The 20279-nt window shown below is 61.1% G+C and carries 20 protein-coding genes; 10 read left to right on the top strand and 10 right to left on the bottom strand.

Annotation, left to right across the window (positions count from 1 at the left end; genetic code table 11):
• The first annotated feature begins 46 nt into the window (after window positions 1–46).
• Window positions 47–1144 (top strand): polyamine ABC transporter substrate-binding protein, encoded by a 1098-nt coding sequence (locus SOP95_RS24140; RefSeq protein ID WP_323608570.1) that lies wholly within the window; start codon window positions 47–49, stop codon window positions 1142–1144.
• A gap of 210 nt (window positions 1145–1354) precedes the next feature.
• Here SOP95_RS24140 and thpR read toward each other — a convergent pair whose 3' ends face one another.
• Window positions 1355–1894: an RNA 2',3'-cyclic phosphodiesterase gene (thpR, locus tag SOP95_RS24135; RefSeq protein WP_323608569.1), complete on the bottom strand. Its 540-nt coding sequence runs from the start codon at window positions 1892–1894 to the stop codon at window positions 1355–1357.
• A 75-nt stretch (window positions 1895–1969) separates the two neighbouring features.
• Between thpR and SOP95_RS24130 the strand changes: the two genes are divergently transcribed.
• Entirely contained in the window at window positions 1970–2164 is a 195-nt protein-coding gene (locus SOP95_RS24130) for a hypothetical protein (RefSeq protein ID WP_274077574.1), read from the top strand.
• Window positions 2165–2179: 15 nt separating this feature from the next.
• Here SOP95_RS24130 and SOP95_RS24125 read toward each other — a convergent pair whose 3' ends face one another.
• Both SOP95_RS24125 and SOP95_RS24120 read right to left on the bottom strand, forming a co-directional pair.
• Window positions 2180–2533, bottom strand: a complete 354-nt coding sequence (locus tag SOP95_RS24125) for a DUF1428 domain-containing protein (protein ID WP_323608568.1) — start codon at window positions 2531–2533, stop codon at window positions 2180–2182.
• Window positions 2534–2549: 16 nt separating this feature from the next.
• Window positions 2550–3617 carry a hypothetical protein gene (locus SOP95_RS24120; RefSeq protein ID WP_323608566.1) on the bottom strand — a complete coding sequence of 356 codons (1068 nt, stop codon included), beginning with the start codon at window positions 3615–3617 and terminating at the stop codon, window positions 2550–2552.
• Window positions 3618–4033: 416 nt separating this feature from the next.
• Here SOP95_RS24120 and SOP95_RS24115 point away from each other — a divergent pair, with 416 nt between their 5' ends.
• The gene (locus tag SOP95_RS24115; protein ID WP_323608565.1) at window positions 4034–4294 is read left to right on the top strand and encodes a hypothetical protein; all 261 of its coding nucleotides are present in this window, start codon (window positions 4034–4036) and stop codon (window positions 4292–4294) included.
• Here the strand turns inward: SOP95_RS24115 and SOP95_RS24110 are convergent.
• The 6 genes from SOP95_RS24110 to SOP95_RS24085 all read right to left on the bottom strand — a co-directional run bounded on the left by SOP95_RS24110 (window position 4266) and on the right by SOP95_RS24085 (window position 11321).
• Entirely contained in the window at window positions 4266–5213 is a 948-nt protein-coding gene (locus tag SOP95_RS24110) for an NAD-dependent epimerase/dehydratase family protein (protein WP_323608564.1), read from the bottom strand. The genes SOP95_RS24115 and SOP95_RS24110 overlap by 29 nt on opposite strands.
• A 2-nt stretch (window positions 5214–5215) precedes the next feature.
• The gene (locus SOP95_RS24105; protein WP_274077570.1) at window positions 5216–6340 is read right to left on the bottom strand and encodes an HlyD family secretion protein; all 1125 of its coding nucleotides are present in this window, start codon (window positions 6338–6340) and stop codon (window positions 5216–5218) included.
• A 6-nt stretch (window positions 6341–6346) separates the two neighbouring features.
• Window positions 6347–7189 (bottom strand): hypothetical protein, encoded by an 843-nt coding sequence (locus tag SOP95_RS24100; protein WP_323608563.1) that lies wholly within the window; start codon window positions 7187–7189, stop codon window positions 6347–6349.
• A 1-nt stretch (window position 7190) separates the two neighbouring features.
• Complete coding sequence (locus SOP95_RS24095; protein WP_274077568.1) at window positions 7191–8519, bottom strand: glycosyltransferase family 2 protein; 1329 nt, start codon at window positions 8517–8519, stop codon at window positions 7191–7193.
• Window positions 8516–9913, bottom strand: a complete 1398-nt coding sequence (locus tag SOP95_RS24090) for a diguanylate cyclase domain-containing protein (protein ID WP_323608562.1) — start codon at window positions 9911–9913, stop codon at window positions 8516–8518. Before SOP95_RS24090 ends, SOP95_RS24095 begins: the two co-directional genes overlap by 4 nt.
• 514 nt (window positions 9914–10427) lie before the next feature.
• Complete coding sequence (locus tag SOP95_RS24085; protein ID WP_323608561.1) at window positions 10428–11321, bottom strand: LysR family transcriptional regulator; 894 nt, start codon at window positions 11319–11321, stop codon at window positions 10428–10430.
• 132 nt (window positions 11322–11453) lie between these two features.
• Between SOP95_RS24085 and SOP95_RS24080 the strand changes: the two genes are divergently transcribed.
• A complete protein-coding gene (locus SOP95_RS24080; RefSeq protein ID WP_323608560.1) occupies window positions 11454–12716 on the top strand; it encodes an MFS transporter in 1263 nt (420 codons plus the stop codon).
• Window positions 12717–12722: 6 nt separating this feature from the next.
• Here SOP95_RS24080 and SOP95_RS24075 read toward each other — a convergent pair whose 3' ends face one another.
• Entirely contained in the window at window positions 12723–13172 is a 450-nt protein-coding gene (locus SOP95_RS24075; protein WP_274077564.1) for a cupin domain-containing protein, read from the bottom strand.
• 397 nt (window positions 13173–13569) lie between these two features.
• On the opposite strand from SOP95_RS24075, the gene SOP95_RS24070 reads away from it, so the two are divergent.
• From SOP95_RS24070 to SOP95_RS24045, 6 genes are all read left to right on the top strand, one after another.
• The gene (locus SOP95_RS24070) at window positions 13570–14421 is read left to right on the top strand and encodes a putative selenate ABC transporter substrate-binding protein (protein ID WP_323608559.1); all 852 of its coding nucleotides are present in this window, start codon (window positions 13570–13572) and stop codon (window positions 14419–14421) included.
• The gene (locus tag SOP95_RS24065) at window positions 14418–15215 is read left to right on the top strand and encodes a phosphonate ABC transporter ATP-binding protein (protein WP_274077562.1); all 798 of its coding nucleotides are present in this window, start codon (window positions 14418–14420) and stop codon (window positions 15213–15215) included. The genes SOP95_RS24070 and SOP95_RS24065 overlap by 4 nt, the downstream gene beginning before the upstream one ends.
• Window positions 15209–16036, top strand: a complete 828-nt coding sequence (locus SOP95_RS24060; RefSeq protein WP_323608558.1) for a PhnE/PtxC family ABC transporter permease — start codon at window positions 15209–15211, stop codon at window positions 16034–16036. The genes SOP95_RS24065 and SOP95_RS24060 overlap by 7 nt, the downstream gene beginning before the upstream one ends.
• Window positions 16033–16800: a phosphonate ABC transporter, permease protein PhnE gene (gene phnE / locus SOP95_RS24055; protein ID WP_323608557.1), complete on the top strand. Its 768-nt coding sequence runs from the start codon at window positions 16033–16035 to the stop codon at window positions 16798–16800. The genes SOP95_RS24060 and phnE overlap by 4 nt, the downstream gene beginning before the upstream one ends.
• Before the next feature lie 571 nt (window positions 16801–17371).
• Window positions 17372–18502, top strand: coding sequence for a PAS domain-containing protein (locus tag SOP95_RS24050; RefSeq protein ID WP_274077559.1), 1131 nt, complete (start codon window positions 17372–17374; stop codon window positions 18500–18502).
• The gene (locus SOP95_RS24045; protein WP_323608556.1) at window positions 18499–19926 is read left to right on the top strand and encodes a sigma-54 interaction domain-containing protein; all 1428 of its coding nucleotides are present in this window, start codon (window positions 18499–18501) and stop codon (window positions 19924–19926) included. Before SOP95_RS24050 ends, SOP95_RS24045 begins: the two co-directional genes overlap by 4 nt.
• Window positions 19927–20279: the final 353 nt, after the last annotated feature.

Genomic DNA, 20279 nt, shown 5'->3' with positions numbered 1-20279 from the left:
CGTTTCACAGATTTTGCGTTTGAATAAAAAGAATGGAGTTGTACCGATGAAAATGTTTGGCAGGACTCTGCTGACACTGTCCTTATTGGGCGCGATCGCCTCGGGCGCCCAGGCCAATGACAAGGTTCTGCGCGTCTATAACTGGTCGGATTACATTGCCCCGGACACCGTCAAGAAGTTCGAAGACGAGACCGGGATCCAAGTGACCTACGATGTGTTCGACAGCAACGAAACCCTGGAGGCCCGCCTGCTGGCGGGCAAGTCCGGCTACGACCTGGTCGTGCCGTCCAACAGCTTCCTGGCCAAGCAGATCAAGGCCGGGGTCTACCAGGAACTGGACAAGTCGAAGCTGCCGAACTGGAAAAACCTCAATCCGGTGCTGCTGAAAAACGCCTCCGCCAGCGACCCGGATAACGCCCACGCCTTCCCGTACATGTGGGGCTCGATCGGCATCGGCTTCAACCCGCAGAAGGTCAAGGAAGTGCTCGGCGCCAACGCCCCGACCAACTCCTGGGACCTGCTGTTCAAGCCGGAAAACGCGGAAAAGCTCAAGGCCTGCGGCATCAGTTTCCTCGATTCGCCCACCGAGATGATCCCGGCCGCCCTGCACTACCTGGGCTACCCGGTGAACGATCAGGACAAGGCGCACATCGCCGAAGCCGAAGCGCTGTTCATGAAAATCCGCCCGTCGGTGGCGTATTTCCATTCCTCGAAGTACATCTCGGACCTGGCCAACGGCAACATCTGCGTAGCCGTCGGTTATTCCGGTGACGTGCTGCAGGCCAAGGCCCGCGCCGAGGAAGCCGGGGACAAGGTGAAGATCGACTACAGCATCCCGAAGGAAGGCGCCGGCAGCTTCTATGACATGGTCGCCATCCCGCGCGATGCCGCCAACGTCGACAACGCCTACCAGTTCATGAACTTCCTGATGCGCCCGGACATCATCGCCGAGATCACCAACAACATCGGCTACAGCAACGCCAACTCGGCCGCGACGCCTTTGGTGGACGAGGCGATTCGCAATGAGCCGGGCTCGTATCCGCCGGAAGCGGTGATGGCGACCTTGTATGCCGTTCCTGACCAGCCGATTGCGGTGCAGCGGATCATGACCCGGGGTTGGACCAAGGTGAAGTTGGGTAAGTAATTCTGCTCTGGTAGGAGCTGCCGCAGGCTGCGATCTTTTGATCTTTGCTTTTTCAAGATCAAGATCAAAAGATCGCAGCCTGCGGCAGCTCCTACAGGGGGTTGCGTACATTTTTTATATTCATGCAGCGCCTTACCACCGCTGCATCACTCACCTGGCTCCTCGGTTAAGGTGAAGTTTGGCGCCCTCGGGCGCCTTTTTTGTTTTGGCTCAGGCACCGCTCAACGGCCACTGGGCCAATGGCCGATAGCGGCCCTTGTGGGATTCGAACAAGGTGAAGCGCTCGGCACGCAGGAAAAATTCGGGTGGCGTAGCGGACTCCGGCACCGGCGCCCGGTAGTCACGTGCCAGGGTCAAATGCGGGCGAAATTCCCGGGGTGCGTCTTCCAGGCCAAACGGCAACAAGGCCTGCTCCAGGTCATACACCAGCCGCAACAGCGCCGGCGATGCCTGCTCGGGCGACAGCACCAGGACCCCTGCCCTGCGCCAGACATCCAGGCGATCCAATTCCACGGTCAGGCGTTCCCCCGGCGTGCGCACCGACGCGGCTGCGCTGCAGATGTCGGCAATCTGCGCGATCCCTACCGCCCCGAGAAACTTCAGGGTCAGGTGAAAATTCTCCACCGGCACCGGGCGCCCGCTACGCAGTTGCAAGGCACTGCGCCATTGGCCGATGGCCTTGCGCAGTGCGGGTGCGCAGTCCAGCGCGAAAAACAGCCGTTTGAAAGGTTCGTGGATGTCGTCATTCATGCGGGGTCTCTCGTTTCTGGCGTCTGCCGGCATGCCAGTTATAGTTGATGCAAGCGAAATCAACCGGAGGCAAGTATGCGCCAGATCCTCAGCAAGGAACCTTGGTGGGCCGCGCCGCCAGAGCCAGGCCAGGACGAAATGGAATTGGATTGGGGCTGGCTGGTGCATTACAGCGAAGGCGAGCCGCGTTTCGAGTTCATCCGCGAGCGCCCGAGCGATCACGAAATCCGCAACCGCAAGAGCTGCCGGATCACCCCTGCGGCGGAGTGATCCTTTGATGTCGGTTCAAGCCTTCACGATCATTTCAAACCCGCCGAAAATCATCCTTTGGCCATCGAACGGCATCGGATTGACGTCCGGTTGCACCCGCGGATCGGTCATCAGTTTCGCCATCCCGGCGTCACGGGTGGCCTTGTCCGGCCAGACGATCCAGGAAAACACCACGGTTTCATCCTCCTTGAGTTTCACCGCCATGGGAAAAGAGGTCACCTTGCCGTCGGGGACGTCGTCGCCCCAGCACTCGGCGAGGCTGAGCGCGCCGTTCTCGATGAAAATGGCAGCGGCCATGTCGGCGTGCTGCCTGAATTTTTCGCGGTTGGCGGTGGGTACTGCAATGACAAAGCCATCAACATAAGACATGAGCGTTCTCCTTGGATCATGGGTTGAGCTGCTGGTTAGTCGACTGGGTCGGACTCCAATCGACAGATCCCGCATCCGGACCGACCGACGGTTGCGCGCTCTGCGCCAGGTTCCCTTCTATCTGTGAGGCCATGTACAGGGTGCTCGCCATGACACCGGTGGTCGGGTTCTGCAGCAGCTTGGTCCAGGCCTTGTCGAACGTGTTACCCAGGCTGCTGCGAATCAACGCTTCGCTGTCGGGCCGGTCGTTGGCCTGGATGATCGCCCGCACGCCCGCCACGCCGACGGAGATCAACGCACCGGCGAGTTTCCCAGCGGCCGCCGCTACCGCACTGGCCGCCCCGCGCGGAGCCATCTCGGCTTCAATGCGTTTACTGGCGCGCTTGGCCACCGGGGCCATGGCCGTGTCGGTCGAGCCGACGCCCTTGTCGCCACCGGCCTTGTGCACCTTGTCGACCAGCGCGGCGTACGCCGGCAACGTGGCCAACTGTTCAGTGTGCACCACCAGGAACAGCGAGGCGTCCCTGGCGGACGGCGGTCCGAGGGCAATCGCCGGAATTTTCCGCACGCGGCCATTGAGCTGGGCCATCGGCACGCCATGGCGCTGGGAAATCTTTTGCAGTTCTTCCTTGAGAATGTCCACGTAGAACGCCGCCGCCAGGGTGAGGATCGCGTCCGGGTCGACCTCGAGCGCCGCCGGGGCCAGCACTTTTTCCTGGTACTTCTCCAGCAGGTAGGCCGCCAGGCGTTTTTCCGAGGCATTTTGCTCGTCCCTGGAACTACTGATGGAGTACCAGCTGACCTTCATCGACAGCCATTCCTGAGTCCAGTAACTGCTGAACCAGGGAATGAAGTTTTCTTCGGTCAGTTGATAGACCCGCGTGCGCCAGTAATCCATGGCCCCGCGGGCGTAGATTTTTGCCTGATCGGTGGCCGATTGCGACGCATCGACAATCTCCCGATCCACCTGCTGCCAGGTGCTGGGAGACACCATGATCTGCGGCACTTCCACCGGGGCAGGCGGGGCCGTGGCGCATCCCGCCAACACCACCAGCACGGCGACGATCAGCGAACGCAGGTTCAAGATCGCGGTTTCCTGAAAATGTGAGCCGAACGGGAGGTTCGGCGTTCAAAGGCCCCTGGTTTGAGTATAGGTCTGATGGTGCTCTTGAGGCCGCCATCGCCAGCAGGCTGGCTCCCACAGTGGATCGGGGTGGAACACAAGTCTTGTGAACACCCATAACCCCTGTGGGAACCAGCCTGCTGGCGATGGGGCCATCAAGGACACCAACAAATCCGGACCATCACTCCCATCGATATTCACCATCGCCACGATTGCCTTCCGCCCATCGACCGTCAGCGTAGGATCAATTCCAACCCAACACCAAACCCTGTAGCGGAGGGTCGAACCATGCTGATCCATCTCCTGACCTGCCTGGCCCTGACGGCCTTCACGTTGAGCGTATTCGGCTGGTTCTTACTCTCCGAGGAGCGCACGTCATGATCACCACCGTCACCCTGGCCGTGAGCTTCCCGGTATTCGGCACCAACTACTACTCGCAACAATTCGAGTCTCGTAAAGTATTGACCCTGATGTTCGACGAAAAATTCGAGGCGCTGCTGATTCCGGCAGCCGGTCATCACTTCAGTAACGAAGTGGTCGGGCTCAACGATCAGTTCCGCTTTCTCAACGATGTACTGGCTGAGCATTTGCTGGAGACCGAAGCCGCCTCTAGCGCCCGCCGGCATCAATACTTCTGAGCAACTGACCCAGGCCCTCTGCAAAACAGGTCGGCTTCTCCAACGAAAAATGTGCCAGCAAACGGCTGTTCTCGGCACGCGAATGCCGGATGTCACCGGATCGGGGCGCATCGTAGGTCAGCGCCAGCGGCCATCCCAGCAGTTCGCTCAGCATCGTCGCCAGATCGTTGACGCTGGTGGAGCGGTTGAACCCGACATTGACCGGTTCCATACGTGGTTTGGCTTCAGCGACCGCCTGTACCAGGATCTTGACCAGGTCATCGACGTAGACAAAATCCCTTGTTTGCTCCCCATCGCCGTAGACCGTGATGGGGAGTTTTTTTTGTGCTCGCTCGCTGAAAATACTGATGACGCCGGAGTAAGGCGACGAAGGGTCCTGGCGCGGTCCGTAGATATTGAAAAAGCGCAGGATGACCGGTTCCAGTCCGTGCTGGCGACGATAGAAATCAAGGAAGTGTTCGCTGGCCAGCTTGTCGGCGGCATAGGGCGTCAGGGGATTTTTTGGCGTGTCTTCGCTGATCGCGGTGCCTTCGCCGTTGTTGCCGTAGATCGCCGCACTGGAGGCATAAACGACTCGCCTTACCCCCGCCTGGCGCATGGCTTCACAAATATTCAACGTACCGATGAAGTTGCTTTGGTGAGTGGCGATCGGATCGTCGACCGAGGCCTGCACCGAGGCCACCGCCGCCAGATGGACCACCGCGGTGCAGTCTTTCATCGCCCGCGCGACCGTCGGCGCGTCGGCGACGTCCCCCACAACCAACGTCAGATGGCATCGATCAATCGGCAGGTTGGATAATTTACCGCTGGAAAGATCGTCCAGGACTCGGACGCTGTAACCGTGTTCGAGCAGGGCTTCGACAAGGTGCGAGCCGATGAAGCCGGCGCCACCGGTGACCAGGATTCGCTCAGCAGTCATCATTATTGAGCCTCCGATACGCTGTTTTTGGTGTCGGGAGTTCGATCCATGGCGATGAACTCCCCTATTTGATCGATGAACTCACGGCTGTCACTGAGCAGTTGTGGCCAGTCAGTGGGGAAACGGACGTTCAACGGCAGTTGATCGATTCGCCAACGCGGCGGCAGCGGCCGGTCGAACCGGGCGGCGACCTGCAAGCCCATTTCGCTGGCAGCGAACGGCCCGCGCAACACCGTCGGCGTACGGCCGGCGCTGTCGACCGCCTGGACCACATGGGCGCTCAACCACTCGCCGTCCGGCATGCGCACCCGCAGCGGCTGGCCAATCGCGGCGTAGCTGATGTTCAACGGCTCCAGGTAGATCCACAGCAAGGGGTCTTCCAGGCGCTCAATGCGCATCAGCAAGGTGCCGGCACCGACGTTTTCGCCAGGATTGACCAGTACCTCGGCAATGCGTCCGCTTTGCGCGGCGTTGATCGGCAGCGCAGCCAGGCGGGTTTTCAGCCACTGTTGTTCAGCCTGTTGTTGCACGACATCGCGCTCAACGCTCAACGTCGGCTGATTGGCCAGTTGCTCACGGCGCTCGAACGCCAGCAGATCCGCCCTGAAACTGTCGAGCTCGGACTTCGCCGTCAGCACCTCGCCAGGCGACACCGCCCCTCTTGCAACCAGACTTTCAAGCACGCCCACCCTTTCCTGCGCCCTGCCGATGCGAGTCTTGAGCAACTGCCGTTCGTTGCCACCCAATTTGTTGTTGCGCGCAGGGCTGGTCTGGGTCGGCATGGCCGCCAGTTGCGATAACCGTGCTCGCCATTCCGGATTGTCGAGATTGACCAAAGGCTGGTCGGTCCGGACCTGATCACCGGCCTTGACGAACAATTGCTCGACCCGACCGGTATCGCGCGCGCGCACCTCGAGAATCGGCAGGCGCAACTGCGCCGGCGCGTCGATCATCAGCATGCCGTAGGCCAGCTTGCCCCCCAGCCAGATCAACGGGCTGGCGACCAGCAGCAGGATCAGATACCAGCGCACGCGAAAGGCCATGCGTTTGCCCGGCGCGTAGAGCACGGTCAAACCCTGTTCCTGAGTGGGACTCAATTCTTTACGACTATCGAAACGAATCTTCATGACGGCTCACCGTTTTGGAAAGTCTCGCCAGGCTTGCCAGTCAATGCCGGCAATCCCCAGGGGTTGCAGTTGTTCACGCCAGGCACTGCTCTGGTGTTGCAACTGCTCGGTCGACGCGCCGGCCCAGGACTCCGTGGCATCCAGTTGTGGCTCCGTGCTTTGGGCGAGGCGAAATTGCAGATCGGGCCAGCGCTGGGCGATCTGCTCTGCCGTGCGTGCGCTGTTTTTCGGGTTGCGGGTATAAATCATCAGGCTGACCTGGCGCACGCCAGCATCGGGCAGCCCGCAGGGCACACAGGTTTGTCCGGGTTTGGGCTCGGCGAACCAGCGATGATGGCTGGAAATCTCGACCGGCCAGGGGCTCGCTCGGGAAGCCGCGCGCAAGGTGTCGAGCAAGTCCCGCAAACGCTGGTCAGGCACCGGTACGCCCAGCTGTTCGACTTCCAGGTCCAGGTGCAGGCTGCTGAATGAAAGCCCTTGGAATTTGCCCAGCAAATCGGTGAGCTGATGGCGTTCCTGCGGTTTCAACCATTCAGGATCGCCCAGCAGCAGACCCACTTGCAGACCCTGCCTGGCCGCGTCCTGCAGCAATTGCTCCAGGCGTTCGCGCGTGGTAGCCAGGTCCTTGACCTGTGCGCCCTTGAGGCCCAGGTAGATCTTTTCCATCCCGGCCTTGCGCAGCGCCGTCAGTTCAGCAGCACGCTGCCCTGGATCGAGCAACGCCTCGCTGTCCCACACATAGCTGGCCTGGGACCACTTTTGCGCTGGCGCCGCTTCAAGCGTCATGGGGTGTACCGCCAGCATCACAAAGGGCATCCATAGCGTCACCGCCAGAAGTATCGATCGCATGTCAGAACCTCGTGGCGCGCTTGAGCACCCACCAGGGTGCCATCGAGCTTTCTTCATGGCCGCGACGGAACATCTCGTTAAGCATGGCCACGACGCTCCAGCACCGCAGGAGCAGCATGAACAGCGGGAAGAAAGGCACCAGCAAGCCCAGCACCATGTCTTGTCGGGGCCGGTCGGAGACCATCACCAACATGGCCAAGAACATCACCAGGGTGATTGTCAGGTACAGCAGGTAGATCAGCGCAAACAGAAACAACAGCGTCTTGCCCGGCAGAATGAACAGGGCCAGCAGGGTGTAGATGAAGATGATGAACGGCAGAACCAACTGAAAGAAGAATCCCGTGAGCAGGATCATCAGGAAGGTGCGCCAGCCCAGTAACGTGGGGCTGATGTTGTGGTTGTGCTTTCGGATGTAGAGGAAAAACAGGTCGCCATCCCAGCGCAGGCGCTGCATCAGGAACTGGCTGAGCGTCGCCGGGGCATCGGTGTGCCCTACCGCTTCGGGCTCGAATGGAATCCTCAGGTCATGCCGCTTGAAGTAGCTCTTGATACGCAATGTCAGGTCCAGGTCTTCAGCGGTGTGGGTGTTCCAGCCACCGATTTTCACCAGGAAACTGCGGCGAAATGCGCCAAAGGCGCCGGAGACGTTGTTGACCAGGTTCCATTCCGCCAGGCCGATCTTCGACATGTGGATCGACAGCAGGTACTCCAGCGCCTGCATCGCCGTCACCCACGAGCCCCAGACATTGCGCACCCGCAGGCTGCCGGCGACCGCAGGTACCGAGGGGTCCTCGAAGTGCCGTACGATGGAGGCGACCATGTTGTTGTCGAAGGATGTATCACCATCGAGCGCCATGACGATTTCACCGCCGGCCAGCGACAGGCCGGCGTTGAGGGACGACACCCTTCCGCCCCGCTGCCATTTGGCGATCGGCCGTAAATGTCGCTTGGGGTACAACTGCGAGTCCACATTGAAACTGCGCACGGCGCTGAGCGTCGCCTGGTTGACCGTGGCGCCGTCCACCACCGGAATCATCTCGATGTGGCCGCCATAGGTTTGTTCGCACAGGCTCAACAGCGTGGTCTGGACGTCCATGCCTTCGCTGTAGCAGGTAATGATGCAAGAGACCTTCGGGCAATAAACACTGATCTTCGGCACGCTGGTGCGCCGACGGGTGAACCAGCGCAACACGCCCAGCATCACCATGATCATCATCGGCAACTCGAACATCAGGAACGCCGGAAATAGCATGTAGAACAGGCGGCTCATGCCATCCGGCCCCGCGAGCGCGCTGAGTGCGTTCAACAGTTGCTCGAGGAAAGGGCTCATGGGGTATCACCCATCTCACCGGCCAGGCGCGCCAGTAACAGCTCGCCATCTTCCTGATCCAGTAGATCCTGGGGGGCGGTGATGCCGATGACACGCAAGGTAACGTCGCTGACCTCCGGCGCCGAAAACAATTCGGCGACCCGGCCCAGGCGCTGCTTGACGATTTCCAGGCCTTTCTCGTCGGTATGGGGAAGCATGATCCAGAAGAACTCTTCGGTACTGCGAGAACAGCGGTCCGTTTCCCTGACGGACTCCTTCAAGCGATCGGCCACGCTATCAACGAAGGCATGCCCGCGCTGTTCACCCAGGTGCGACAACGTACCGGCGAGGTTGACGAAGCGCAGGCCGATCAGGGAAAACTCAGGCACCGGATGGCGGCGCACTATCTGCATTTGCCAAGTCAGCAGATCATAAAAATTCTTGCCACCCAACAGATTGAGCTGACCGAAGTGCTGCACCGCTCTTTCACTGAACTCCTGCCGGCAACGGAAACGCCCGGCCTCGGACAGGCGGAAATCCCTGACTTCGCGTATGCGCAACTTGTCGGGCGTGTGCGACAGGCCGCAATCCAGGCAACGCGCCTGCACCTCGGCATCGACAAAAAACGCCTGGCACGAGCGACAGCGATAATTCTCCATCGGGCGGTCGTAATCACTGCCAATGTGGCGCAGCCGATTCAGGCAGTTGGGGCACAGCAACACCCCATCTTTGAGAAATGACTCCTGCGCCCCGACATGACCACAGGTAAAACAGTGCAGTGACGGTTGCCGTGCGATGTCCAGGCTATGGCATTCGGTACACACATCGATGTAATTGAGCCGTCCCGAACCACAATCGGAACAGAGGCGGACGCGGTCGATCAGGACCCCCTCCTCCAGCCAGTCCTGCTGCACCATCAGGCTGAGCCAGACAAACGCGTTGACCTGCTCGCTATCGGCCAGGACGTCCAGCAATGGATAGCGATAGTGCTGAGGCACCTCCGGATCGCGCAGGGCGAGCACCTGGGCGCCGTCGCGCAACCACAGCCAGGAAAGTACCCGGCTTTCAAAACGTTCCGGTGCGGATCCATGATTGAACAGTCCGAAGCGATCCTGCCATACGCCCCAGAGCCTTATGATTTCGCTGGTTTCCACAGGGCACGCGCCATCGCCCAAGGCTTCGCACCAGCCATCCTGATCACGACAGCAGTAGATGAGCGTGTAGCGGTAAGAGGGAAGTGAGCGCAGTTTGCGAAGGACTTTGCCGGCATACGCACCTGGCATGTCCAGCAGCATCACATCAAATGCATCGGCAGCCAGCAGGCTGCCCAAGTCGGTAAAGTGCTCAAGCGCTGGAAGATTCAGGCTCGGAACTCTATTACCGAATATCGCAACCCGAGGATTTGAAGTCGGCATGACGCACGTCCTCTACAATCAGACAAGTGCGGGTTAATTGGAGGTAGGAACACTAGCATCACATATGTGAAACGTGTGAATTATTATGAAGTTATTTTTTGACACGACCAGCGTCAAAAATTCATCACCACTCGTCGCCAAATCTTGACACTGAATTGATATTGGAGAAATCCATAGAAATCAATTATCTTAACTACAAAATATTCTTAAGATTCATATATTTACGATCACCATACAAAACTAAAAATTATTAATTATCATTAATAATTGGTGACCAACATTGATAGCCTCTGGCCACTTGACAGTAATTGCGAGCGCCTATCAATTACTAGCTTAACTAAACTGGATCCCATTTTGACCTCCGATACAGCATGCAAACTTATGAGTTCGAACTTTTTTATATCAACACAATGAGACTATATAACAAAACAAAAAGCAGGCACGAATAGTTACAACAATGATACAGCCATTATTTTAATATCAACGTAGACACATGAAACACCCGGATTAATTATCAGGCAGAAGCGCAAACATCCCTCAGGCAAGCACGCAGCCATCGATGCACGGGATCCGCATCCAGTCGAGGATGCCAGATCATCGCCAAGGTAAATTCCGGCAGTGCCACTGGCAGCACAAAGCTGTGCATGCCGGCTCGCAGATTGGCGGTATGCCGCTCGGGCACAGTGGCGATCAGATCGCTTGCCTGGGCGAGCGCCAATGCAGTCGAGAAACCGCCGACCATGGTCACGATCTGCCGCTGCAAACCAAGCGCCTCCAGGGCTTCATCTATTGGCCCCTTTTCCAGCCCTCGTCGTGACACGCTGATGTGACCGCGGGCGACAAAACGCTCGAGCGACATCTCACCGTCGCACAGCGGATGCCCCGCGCGCACCACGCCAATCAATCGATCGCGGAACAACCCCTGGGTACGCAGTTCCGGGCTCGCCGTCCTGCCCACCACACCCGTTTCCAGATCGACCGTGCCGTCGCGCAACGCCGTGCTGTCCTTGTCGGGTTTGGGCATGAAGCGCAGGCGTATGCCTGGCGCCTGTTCGGCGACGCGGGCGATCAGTGCGGCGCCGAAGTTTTCGACAAATCCTTCGCTGGTGCGCAAGGTGAAGGTGCGCGACACCTGCAGGAGGTCGGGCTGCTCGGCCGGACGCAGCACCGCTTGGGCCTCCTGCACAAGCTGGGCGACCCGCTCACGCAATTCCAGCGCACGCGGCGTTGGCACCAGGCCGCGACCGGCCCTGACCAGCAGCGGATCGCCGGTGGTTTCACGCAATCGCGCCAGCGCCCTGCTCATCGCCGATGGACTCAGGCGCAGGCGTTTGGCGGCGCGGGCGACACTGCCTTCTGCCAGCAGCACATCGAGGGTGATCAGCAGATTGAGATCGGGAGTGGACATGCGAGGCCTCAGGTCGGCAGGTATGGCGCTGTATGCACGTAATCAGTGCAAACCGTGCGTCTTCCGCCATGTTAGGCCCCGGCGTAGATTTCTGGTAGCTCCAGTCGGGAGCGGCCAGAAAAGGGCAACACCATGAATGACGGATCTGCAGTCGCGGCAGTGGCTCAACAAACACCTTCGGTGAAAGGGGCGCTGGCCAGCCTGTCGTTGGCGATGTTGTTGTCGTCCCTCGGCACCAGCATCGCCAACGTCGGCCTGCCATCCCTGACACAGGCATTCAGCGCGTCCTTTCAACAGGTGCAGTGGGTGGTCATCGCCTATCTGCTGGCCATTACCGCCTCGATTGTCAGCGTCGGCCGCCTCGGCGACCTTGTCGGTCGGCGCCGCCTGCTGTTGTCCGGCATTACCCTGTTCACATTGGCTTCGGCGCTGTGCGGCCTGGCGCCCAATCTCGGCCTGTTGGTCACGGCCAGGGCGCTGCAAGGCCTGGGCGCGGCGGTCATGATGGCGCTGACCCTGGCCTTTGTCGGCGAGACGGTGGCCAAGGGCAAGACCGGTGGCGCCATGGGGCTGCTGGGGAGCGTGTCCGCCATGGGTACGGCGATGGGACCGGCGCTCGGTGGCGTGCTCATTGACGGATTCGGCTGGCGCTGGATTTTCTTCATCAGCGTACCCCTGGGTCTGCTGACCTGGCTGCTCGCGCAACGCTACCTGCCCGAAGATCGCCAGGGGCAAACCAGGCGTGCGGGGGTCGATTCGCTGGGTACATTGTTACTGGCGCTGTTGCGCGATAGCCGACTCAGTGGCTGCCTTGCCATGAGCCTGCTGGTGACCACCGTGATGATGACGACGCTGCTGGTCGGGCCGTTCTACCTGTCGCAGACCCTGCGGTTGACGGCGATGGAGATCGGGCTGGTGCTGGCGGTCGGGCCGCTGATCGCCATGCTGGCCGGAGTGCCCGCCGGGCGCATCGTCGACCGTTGGGGGGCCCCGGCCATGACCCTCGCCGGGCTGCTGGGCATGGCGCTCGGCTGCTGCCTGTTGTCGATGGTGCCCGAAACGTTCGGCGTCGGCGGCTACATCGCGCCCATGGTCGTTATCACTTTGGGGTATGCGCTGTTCCAGACCGCCAACAACACCGCCGTGATGCTCGACGTGTTGCCCCATCAACGCGGCGTGGTCTCCGGCCTGCTCAACCTGTCACGAAATCTGGGACTGGTCACCGGGGCCTCGGCGATGGGCGCCGTGTTTGCCCTGGCCTCAAAGGCGGTCGACATCGGCACCGCCCAGCCGCAGGCCATTGCCAGCGGCATGCGCACGACCTTTCTGGTCGCGCTGGGGCTGATCGTTGTCGCCTGCCTGGTCGCATGGCGCAGGCAGGCTGACCCGCGGTAGAGGCGCTTACTGCTCCAGCGACACCAACGGCGTGTCTTTCTTGACGATGTAGGTCGCCAGTTCCGACGCCTTGCCCTGGCCGATGTTTTTCGCCACATGGGCGGTGCCGGCCGGAATGTACAGGGATTCACCAGCCTTGAGCGTCACGGTCGGTTGCCCTTCGAGTTGATATTCCAGGGTGCCGTCGGTGACGTAGGCCACTTCTACCCCGGGGTGCGAGTGTTTCGGCGACGCCACGCCCGGATCGAATTCAACGAGCACCTGGATCACTTCGCGCCCGGCGACGTCAAGGTCGCGGCGCACCAGGTCCGTACGCTTGAGGCCGGCCTGCCAGTTTTTTGCCGGTGGCTGGCCGGATTCCTGGGCTTGGGCGAGGCCCGTGAAGGCGGTGAGTGTCGCAGTGACCAGGGCAACGCCGAGCAGGCCTGCCGCGTAGCGGGTGGGGGTTCGGGACATGGTAATTCTCCAGTGAGCGCAAGGTAAAAGCCGTTATGCGGCTGTTGCATTACGCGCTCGTCGTGTATCGCCTGCGTGTCCCGCCACCCCGGTTTTTGTATGCCAACGTAGCTGGGTGAACGGTGGATACGTTGCGATACCTGTAGGAGCGAGTCTGCTCGCGATGGACGTTAACGATGGCGCGGGGAGCCTGAAACCCCGCGGTGCTCTGAGGTTTTTCGCGAGCAGGCTCGCTCCTACAGGTAACCTCTGCGCCTCGCCGAGCAGCGATTGGTTGATACGCCATCTGCAATCCCTATAATCGCCGCACTTCGTCTACCCTCAAAAAGCGCCTGACCGTTATCCCATATAGGTCAGGCGCTTCGAAATACTTGCGCTAATGAACCGGAGAACTTTCATGCTCAAACGCACCCTGGCATTGGCTGTCGGCTTGACCCTGTCCTTTTCCACCCTGCTGGCACAGGCCGCCGACGTCCTCAAGGTCAGTGCCATTCCCGATGAAGCCCCCACCGAACTGCTGCGCAAGTTCCAGCCTCTGGGCACTTATCTGGAACAGCAATTGGGCATGAAGGTCGAGTTCGTGCCGGTCAGCGACTACCCGGCCGTGGTCGAGGCGCTGGCCACCGACCGGATCGACATGGCCTGGCTCGGGGGGTTCACCTTCGTCCAGGCGCGGCTGAAAACCGGCAATGCCATTCCGTTGGTGCAGCGCGAACAGGACGCCCAGTTCACCAGCAAATTCATCACCGCCGACCCGAACGTCAAATCCCTCGCCGACCTCAAGGGCAAGACCTTCGCCTTCGGCTCGGTGTCCTCGACATCCGGCAGCCTGATGCCGCGCTATTTCATGTTGCAGGACGGCATCAAGCCGGAAACCTTCTTCAGCCGCGTCGGTTATTCCGGCGCCCATGACGCCACCGTGGCCTGGGTCCAGGCGGGCAAAGTCGATGCCGGTGTGCTCAACGCCAGCGTTTGGGAAAAACTGGTCAAGGCTGGCAAGGTCGACACCAACAAGGTCAAGGTATTTGCCACCACGCCGGCGTACTATGACTACAACTGGACCGTGCGCGGCACCCTCGACCCGGCGCTGGCGGCGAAGATCAAGGCTGCCTTCCTGGCGCTTGATCCGGCGAAACCCGAGCAGAAAGCAATCCTCGACTTGCAGGCCGCCAGCCGCTTCATCGAGACCAAGCCGGAAAACTACAACGGCATCGAGGAAGCCGCACGCGCCGCCGACCTGCTCAAATGACCTTGCATTTGACCCGGGTCAGTCTCACCCATGCCAACGGAGTACAGGCGCTGCGCAGCCTGGACTTGCACATCGAAGCCGGTGAACAGGTCGCCATCATCGGCCCGTCCGGCGCGGGCAAGTCGAGCCTGCTTAACGTACTTGCCACCGGCCTGCGCCCCGGCAACGGCGAATTGCAAGTGCTGGGGGAACAGCCCTGGCACCTGTCGGCCCGTCAGCGCCAACGCCTGCGCGCGCGCATCGGCCTGGTGCATCAAGCGCCGCCGCTGCCTCCGCGCCAGCGGGTGATCACCGCGGTGCTGGCGGGAAAAATCGGTCAGTGGGGGTTGGCCAAGAGCCTGATCAACCTGCTGCACCCGCTGGATGTTCCCGGGGCTCGCGCGGCATTGACCCGGCTCGACCTGCACGACAAGCTCTTCGCTCAGTGCCAACAATTGTCCGGCGGCCAACTGCAACGGGTGGGCATTGCCCGGGTGCTGTATCAGGCGCCCGAGGTGTTGCTGGCTGACGAACCGGTTTCGGCCATGGACCCGGTGCTGGCCGGCCACACGCTCAAGGTCCTCTGCCAGCATGCGCGGGAGCACGCCGTGACCCTGGTCGCCAGCCTGCACGCGGTGGATCTGGCGCTGGCGCACTTCTCGCGGATCATCGGCTTGCGTGACGGACAAATCCTCTTCGACCTGCCGGCCAGCGCCGTCGACCGCGAGCAACTCGACGCCCTCTACGCCAACGAGCAGTTGCAGCCCTCCCCAACCCCGGTTCCCTCCTTGAGCGTGCAGATTCCCCGATGCTGAGTCGTGCCACCCGTGATCCCGCCGCCCGGCCACGCCTGCTGCTCACTCTGCTGGCGATCGCCCTGCTGTGGCCGGGTATCCGCTTCAGCGAACTGGACTTGAGTGTATTGCTGGCCAGTGACAGCCAGAGCGAAATGGGCCGGTTTGTCGCGACCTTTTGGCCGCCCGCCCATGGCGCAGAATTCCTTCAGCTGTTGTGGCAAGCCACCTTGCAGACCTTGGCCATCGCCACGGCTGGCATGGCCCTGGCGCTGCTCCTGGCGATCCCCGCCAGCCTGCTGGCCAGCCGCGCGCTGTCCCTGTCGGCAGCGTCCCGCGCCGGGCGCCCGAGCCAGTGGGGGCAACTGCTGCGCTGGCCGGTGCGCGGGGTGCTGATCTTCCTGCGCAGCGTGCCGGAAATCGTCTGGGCCCTGCTGTTTGTGCGCGCCGTTGGCCTGGGGCCGACCGCCGGGGTCCTGGCCATCGCCATTACCTACAGCGGCATGCTGGGCAAGGTCTACGCGGAAATTTTCGAATCGGTCGACCAGCGCCCCGCCCACGCGTTGCTGCAAGCCGGCAGTGGGCGGCTCGCGGCGTTCAGCTACGGGATCCTGCCCAACGTCGCGGCGGAGCTGTTGTCGTACACGGTGTACCGTTGGGAATGCGCGATTCGCGCCTCGGTGGTGATGGGCTTCGTCGGGGCCGGCGGCCTGGGCCAACAGATCGACCTGTCGATGCGCATGTTCGCCGGCGGTGAAGTGGCCAGCCTGTTGCTGACCTTCCTCGTCCTGGTGCTGCTCGCCGATCAACTGAGCCGCCTGTTGCGCTGGAGGCTGGCATGAGTCGCCTGGTCAACCTGCTGCTGGTGCTGTGCATCGGCGCCGCAGTATTCGCTTCGTTCCGCTACCTGGGCATCGACCTCGGTGAACTGGGTGGCAGCGGCAACCTGAAACAGATGCTCGCCTACATTCAGCGTTTTCTCAGCCCGGACCTGAGCACCGGACATTTGCAGGCCATTGCTCGCGGCGCGCTGGAAACCATCGCCATGTCGGCACTGGGCACACTGTTGGCGACGGTGTTCGGCTTGTTGCTCGCGCTGCCGGCGGCCGGTCGATTCGGCTGGCCGATGCAGGGTTTGTCGCGCCTGGTGCTTAATGCCCTGCGCGCGATTCCGGAGCTTGTTTGGGCGGTGCTGATGGTCCTGGCCGCCGGGCTCGGCCCCAATGCCGGCACCCTGGCGTTAGCGCTGCACACCACCGGCGTGCTCGGCCGGCTGTTTGCCGAAGCGCTGGAAAACACCCCGCCGGAACCGGCCGACGCGATCCGCCTGCAGGGGGGCAATGCCGTGTGGGCGTTCTGCTACGGCACCCTGCCCAACCTTTTCCCGCAGCTGCTGGCCTACATCCTGTACCGCTGGGAGAACAATATCCGCATGGCCAGCGTGCTCGGTTTTGTCGGTGCCGGCGGTTTGGGACAAATGCTTTACATGAGCCTCAGCCTGTTCCAGGAGGCTCAGGCCAGCACGGTGATCCTGGCGATGCTGGTGTTGGTGTTTGCGGTCGATACGCTGAGCAGCTGGAGTCGCCAGCGCTGGGTGAAGGCCTGAGATCGTTGGCTACGAGCAGACAAACAAATGCCCCGAAAGTCGGGGCATTTGATCTTGGCGAGCTGCATATGTTCAGCTGCACAAGGCAGGCTTCTAAGAGCCAAGTAGGTGGCCAGTGCTGGTCTCTGGCTTACGAGGTTTATCAGGACTCTCACAGAAACAGCAATAAGCGCTGTCCTGCTTCACACGGCATAAGGGCTGGATCTCAGCGCGGAGATCTTTCTAACCGTGTACCCTTCGGAGCGCGCCCCACGCGTCCTCGCTATCCGCTTGCGCATCAGTCTGCGTTTTCACCTACAACTTCAGAGTAGCAAAACGCTCACGGTGTGGGCTGGTATTTTTAGATCGATTTCGCCCTGTAAAAAAAGGTGCAGGACGGAAAAATAATATGTCCATCCAGTCCTTCGCTGCGAATCTGCCTGTTACGCTGCAATAACGCAGCACTCGGTCTTCACACCTCGCGCCAGCCCCCCTGTTCACTGGCTTTAGAGTTGGCATGCGATATGCCCTTACCAGACTGCCCTGGCATTCTGTGCCCAGGTCCCATTAGCCGAATCGAGCCGATCCACCAATGGATATCCTGAATTTGCTGGTAAACAAAGCCCAGCCCCTGACCAGTACCGTCGGCGCCGACGGACTACTGCTCGGCCTGTCCCTGAGCCTGAGTGATCAATTGGGCTATGCACCCGAAGAGCTGCTCAATCAACCGATCGAACGGGTATTGAGCGTCGAGTCTCTGCGCACGGTGCAGGCGCTGTTTGCCAACCCGCCCGCCGACGAGCTGATCCACAGCCTGGAGCTGACCCTGATTCGCCACAACGGTGGCCTGCTGCATGTGATTGCCAGCGGTGTGCTGGAGTGGCGCAATGTGCAACCGGCACGCCTGCACCTGTTGAAGATTCCCCTTGGTACGCTGGGGCACCGGCTGCGGGAAATGCACAACGCCAATGAAGTGATGAACCAGATGCTGCAAAGCGCCAAGGTCGCCTACTGGTGCATCGAATTCGCCGAGGCGGTGGACATCAACCACTCACCGGATGAGATCGTGCGCCAGGTGTTCGAAAACGACTCCCACTGGCGCCTGTGCAACCGGGCCATGGCCGAGGTGTACGAGATGCCGTCGGATGTCGACTTCAACCAGCAACCGGTGCGCCTGTACTGGCCACGCAGCCCGGCCAACGAAGAGTTCGTGCGGCGCCTGATCGAGGCCGGGTTTCATGTCGACGGAGCGCTCTCGGTGGATCGCCGCCACGATGGCTCGCCGGCCTACGTGGAAAACGACGTCAGGGCCACCATCGTCAATGGCCAGCTGTTGCGCATGTGGGGCAGCATTCGTGACGTCAGCCAGGAGTTGCGCATGCAGCACGATGCCGAGCAACGCATCGATGCTTTGCGCCGGGTCTTCGATGCCGTGCCCGACGCGGTGCTGGTAATCGATGAACACTTGCAACCGCAGTGGCGCAACGCAGCCTTCGAGGACACCTTCGGCATTACCCATGGTGCCGGTATCGCCCGTTTGCTGCTGGACAATGCCTTGCCCGAACGCACCTGGCACAGCCTGCCCCTGCCGGACCTGAGCGGACGCGACCTGAACTTCAATGTGCATTGCTCGCGCATCCTCATTCGCGAAGGCGTGGCCTGGCGCGTGGCGGTGTTTCGTGAAAGCCAGGGCGTTCGCACCCCCCAAGAGTTGCACCCATGAAAGACTCCAACCTGCCGCCCACCTTGCAGATGGGCATGCGCTCTTCGGTCAACGTCAGCAGCGAAGTGCTGGGCGCACTGCTGGAAACGCCTGCCTTGCATGCCTTGCTCGACAGCTTCAGCGAAGCACTGATCATCAGCGACGGTGAGGGCCGGCTGCGCTTCATAAACCTGGCCGCCGAGCGCGTCAACCGGCTGTCGAAACAGCAGGCCGTAGGCTTGTCCGAGAATGATTTTTTCCAGCGTTCGGCGTTGAACTACGACGACTTCCTGGCCGCGCTGAACCGCGGTGGCAACAGTGCGTTGACCCGCTCCCGGGAAGGCCGGGTGCTGCTCAGCAGTACCCACGCGATCCCTACCGGTGCCTACGAAAAACCGTTCAGGATGCTCACCCAGAAAGACTTCGACGCCAGCCAGCCGCAGCGCCGGGCATCGCTCAACAACCGGCCGCTGGAGCCCCAGGGCCTGCGCGATCCCCAGGACAATGCCCTGCACCTTTCGCCGCAGCTGTCGAGCATCGCCGACACCGGCGTGCGCGCGTTCCGCCGGCGCGCACGGCTGTTGCTGCTGGGTGAGCCGGGGGTCGGCAAGACAGCGATCGCCCGGCACATCCATCGAGCCGCCGGTTGGGGCGATCGTCCGTTCATCCACGTCAATTGCGGGAGCATCCCGGAGAGCCTGTTCGAATCCGAGATGTTCGGCTACGAGCGCGGCGCCTTTACCGGCGCGCTGCAGGGCGGCAAGCAGGGCTATATCGAAGCGGCGTCGGGCGGCACCCTGTTCCTCGACGAGATCGGTGAGATCCCGCTGCACGTACAGGCCAAGCTGCTGAAATTTCTCGAAGACAGCACCATCCAGTCGGTTGGCTCGCCCTTGAGCAAAACCGTGCAGGTACAGGTCATCGCCGCCACCAACAAGGACCTGCGTCATCTGGTGGACCTGGGTGAGTTTCGCGCCGACCTGTATTATCGCCTCGCCGTGCTGCCGGTGGAGATCCCGCCGCTGCGCCAGCACCGCGATGACTTGCCGTTTCTCATCGACATCCTGCTCAGCCGCATCAATGGCGATCGTGTACCGTCCCTGAGCCTGTCCGCCGGCGTTCGCAAGCGTTTGATGAGCTATGACTTCCCGGGCAACATTCGCGAGCTGGTGAACATTTTCGAACGTCTGGCCGTGCTCGCCGACGATGAGGCGCAGGAGCATCATTTGCCGGCTGAACTGCTCGAACCGGTGCGCTCCCGGGCCACCTCGGTCGCGCAGGAACAAGCGCCGCAAGAGTCGGAGCAGAACCTCAAGCTTCAGGTTCAGCATTTCGAGCGCCAGGTCATCCTTCGCGCCGTGCACCTGTGCGGGAGCAAGCGCAAGGCTGCACAGCATCTGGGGATTGATATAGGGACGCTGATTCGCAAGTTGCAGCGCGACTGATTGCAGCGTGTGGGCTTGGCGACCCTATTCTTTCGGAGCCATCTACGGTTTGCCTCTTAACTGTAGGAGCTGGCTTGTCGGGTCGCCGCATCGCAGCGATGGACGTCAACGATGACGCGGGGATCCTGACACCCCGAGGCGCTCTCAGGTTTTTCGCGAGCAGGCTCGCTCCCACAAGCACTAGCTTGGCTGTTGATCCATGTACACCTGAAAGAGAATGGTCGGCTGTCAGGCCGCCATCGCCAGCAAGCCGGCTCCTACAGGTTGATCGGTGTACATCGGCAGGAGATTGGTCGGCTGTCAGGCTGCCTTCGCCGGCAAGCCAGCTCCCTACAGGTTTTTCCCGGTTCTCT

Origin of the sequence: Pseudomonas sp. YuFO8, assembly GCF_035065025.1 — a bacterium.
GTDB lineage: Bacteria > Pseudomonadota > Gammaproteobacteria > Pseudomonadales > Pseudomonadaceae > Aquipseudomonas > Aquipseudomonas putida_AE.
Note: the sequence above shows the minus strand (reverse complement) of the source record. Positions and strands in the feature narration are given on the sequence as shown.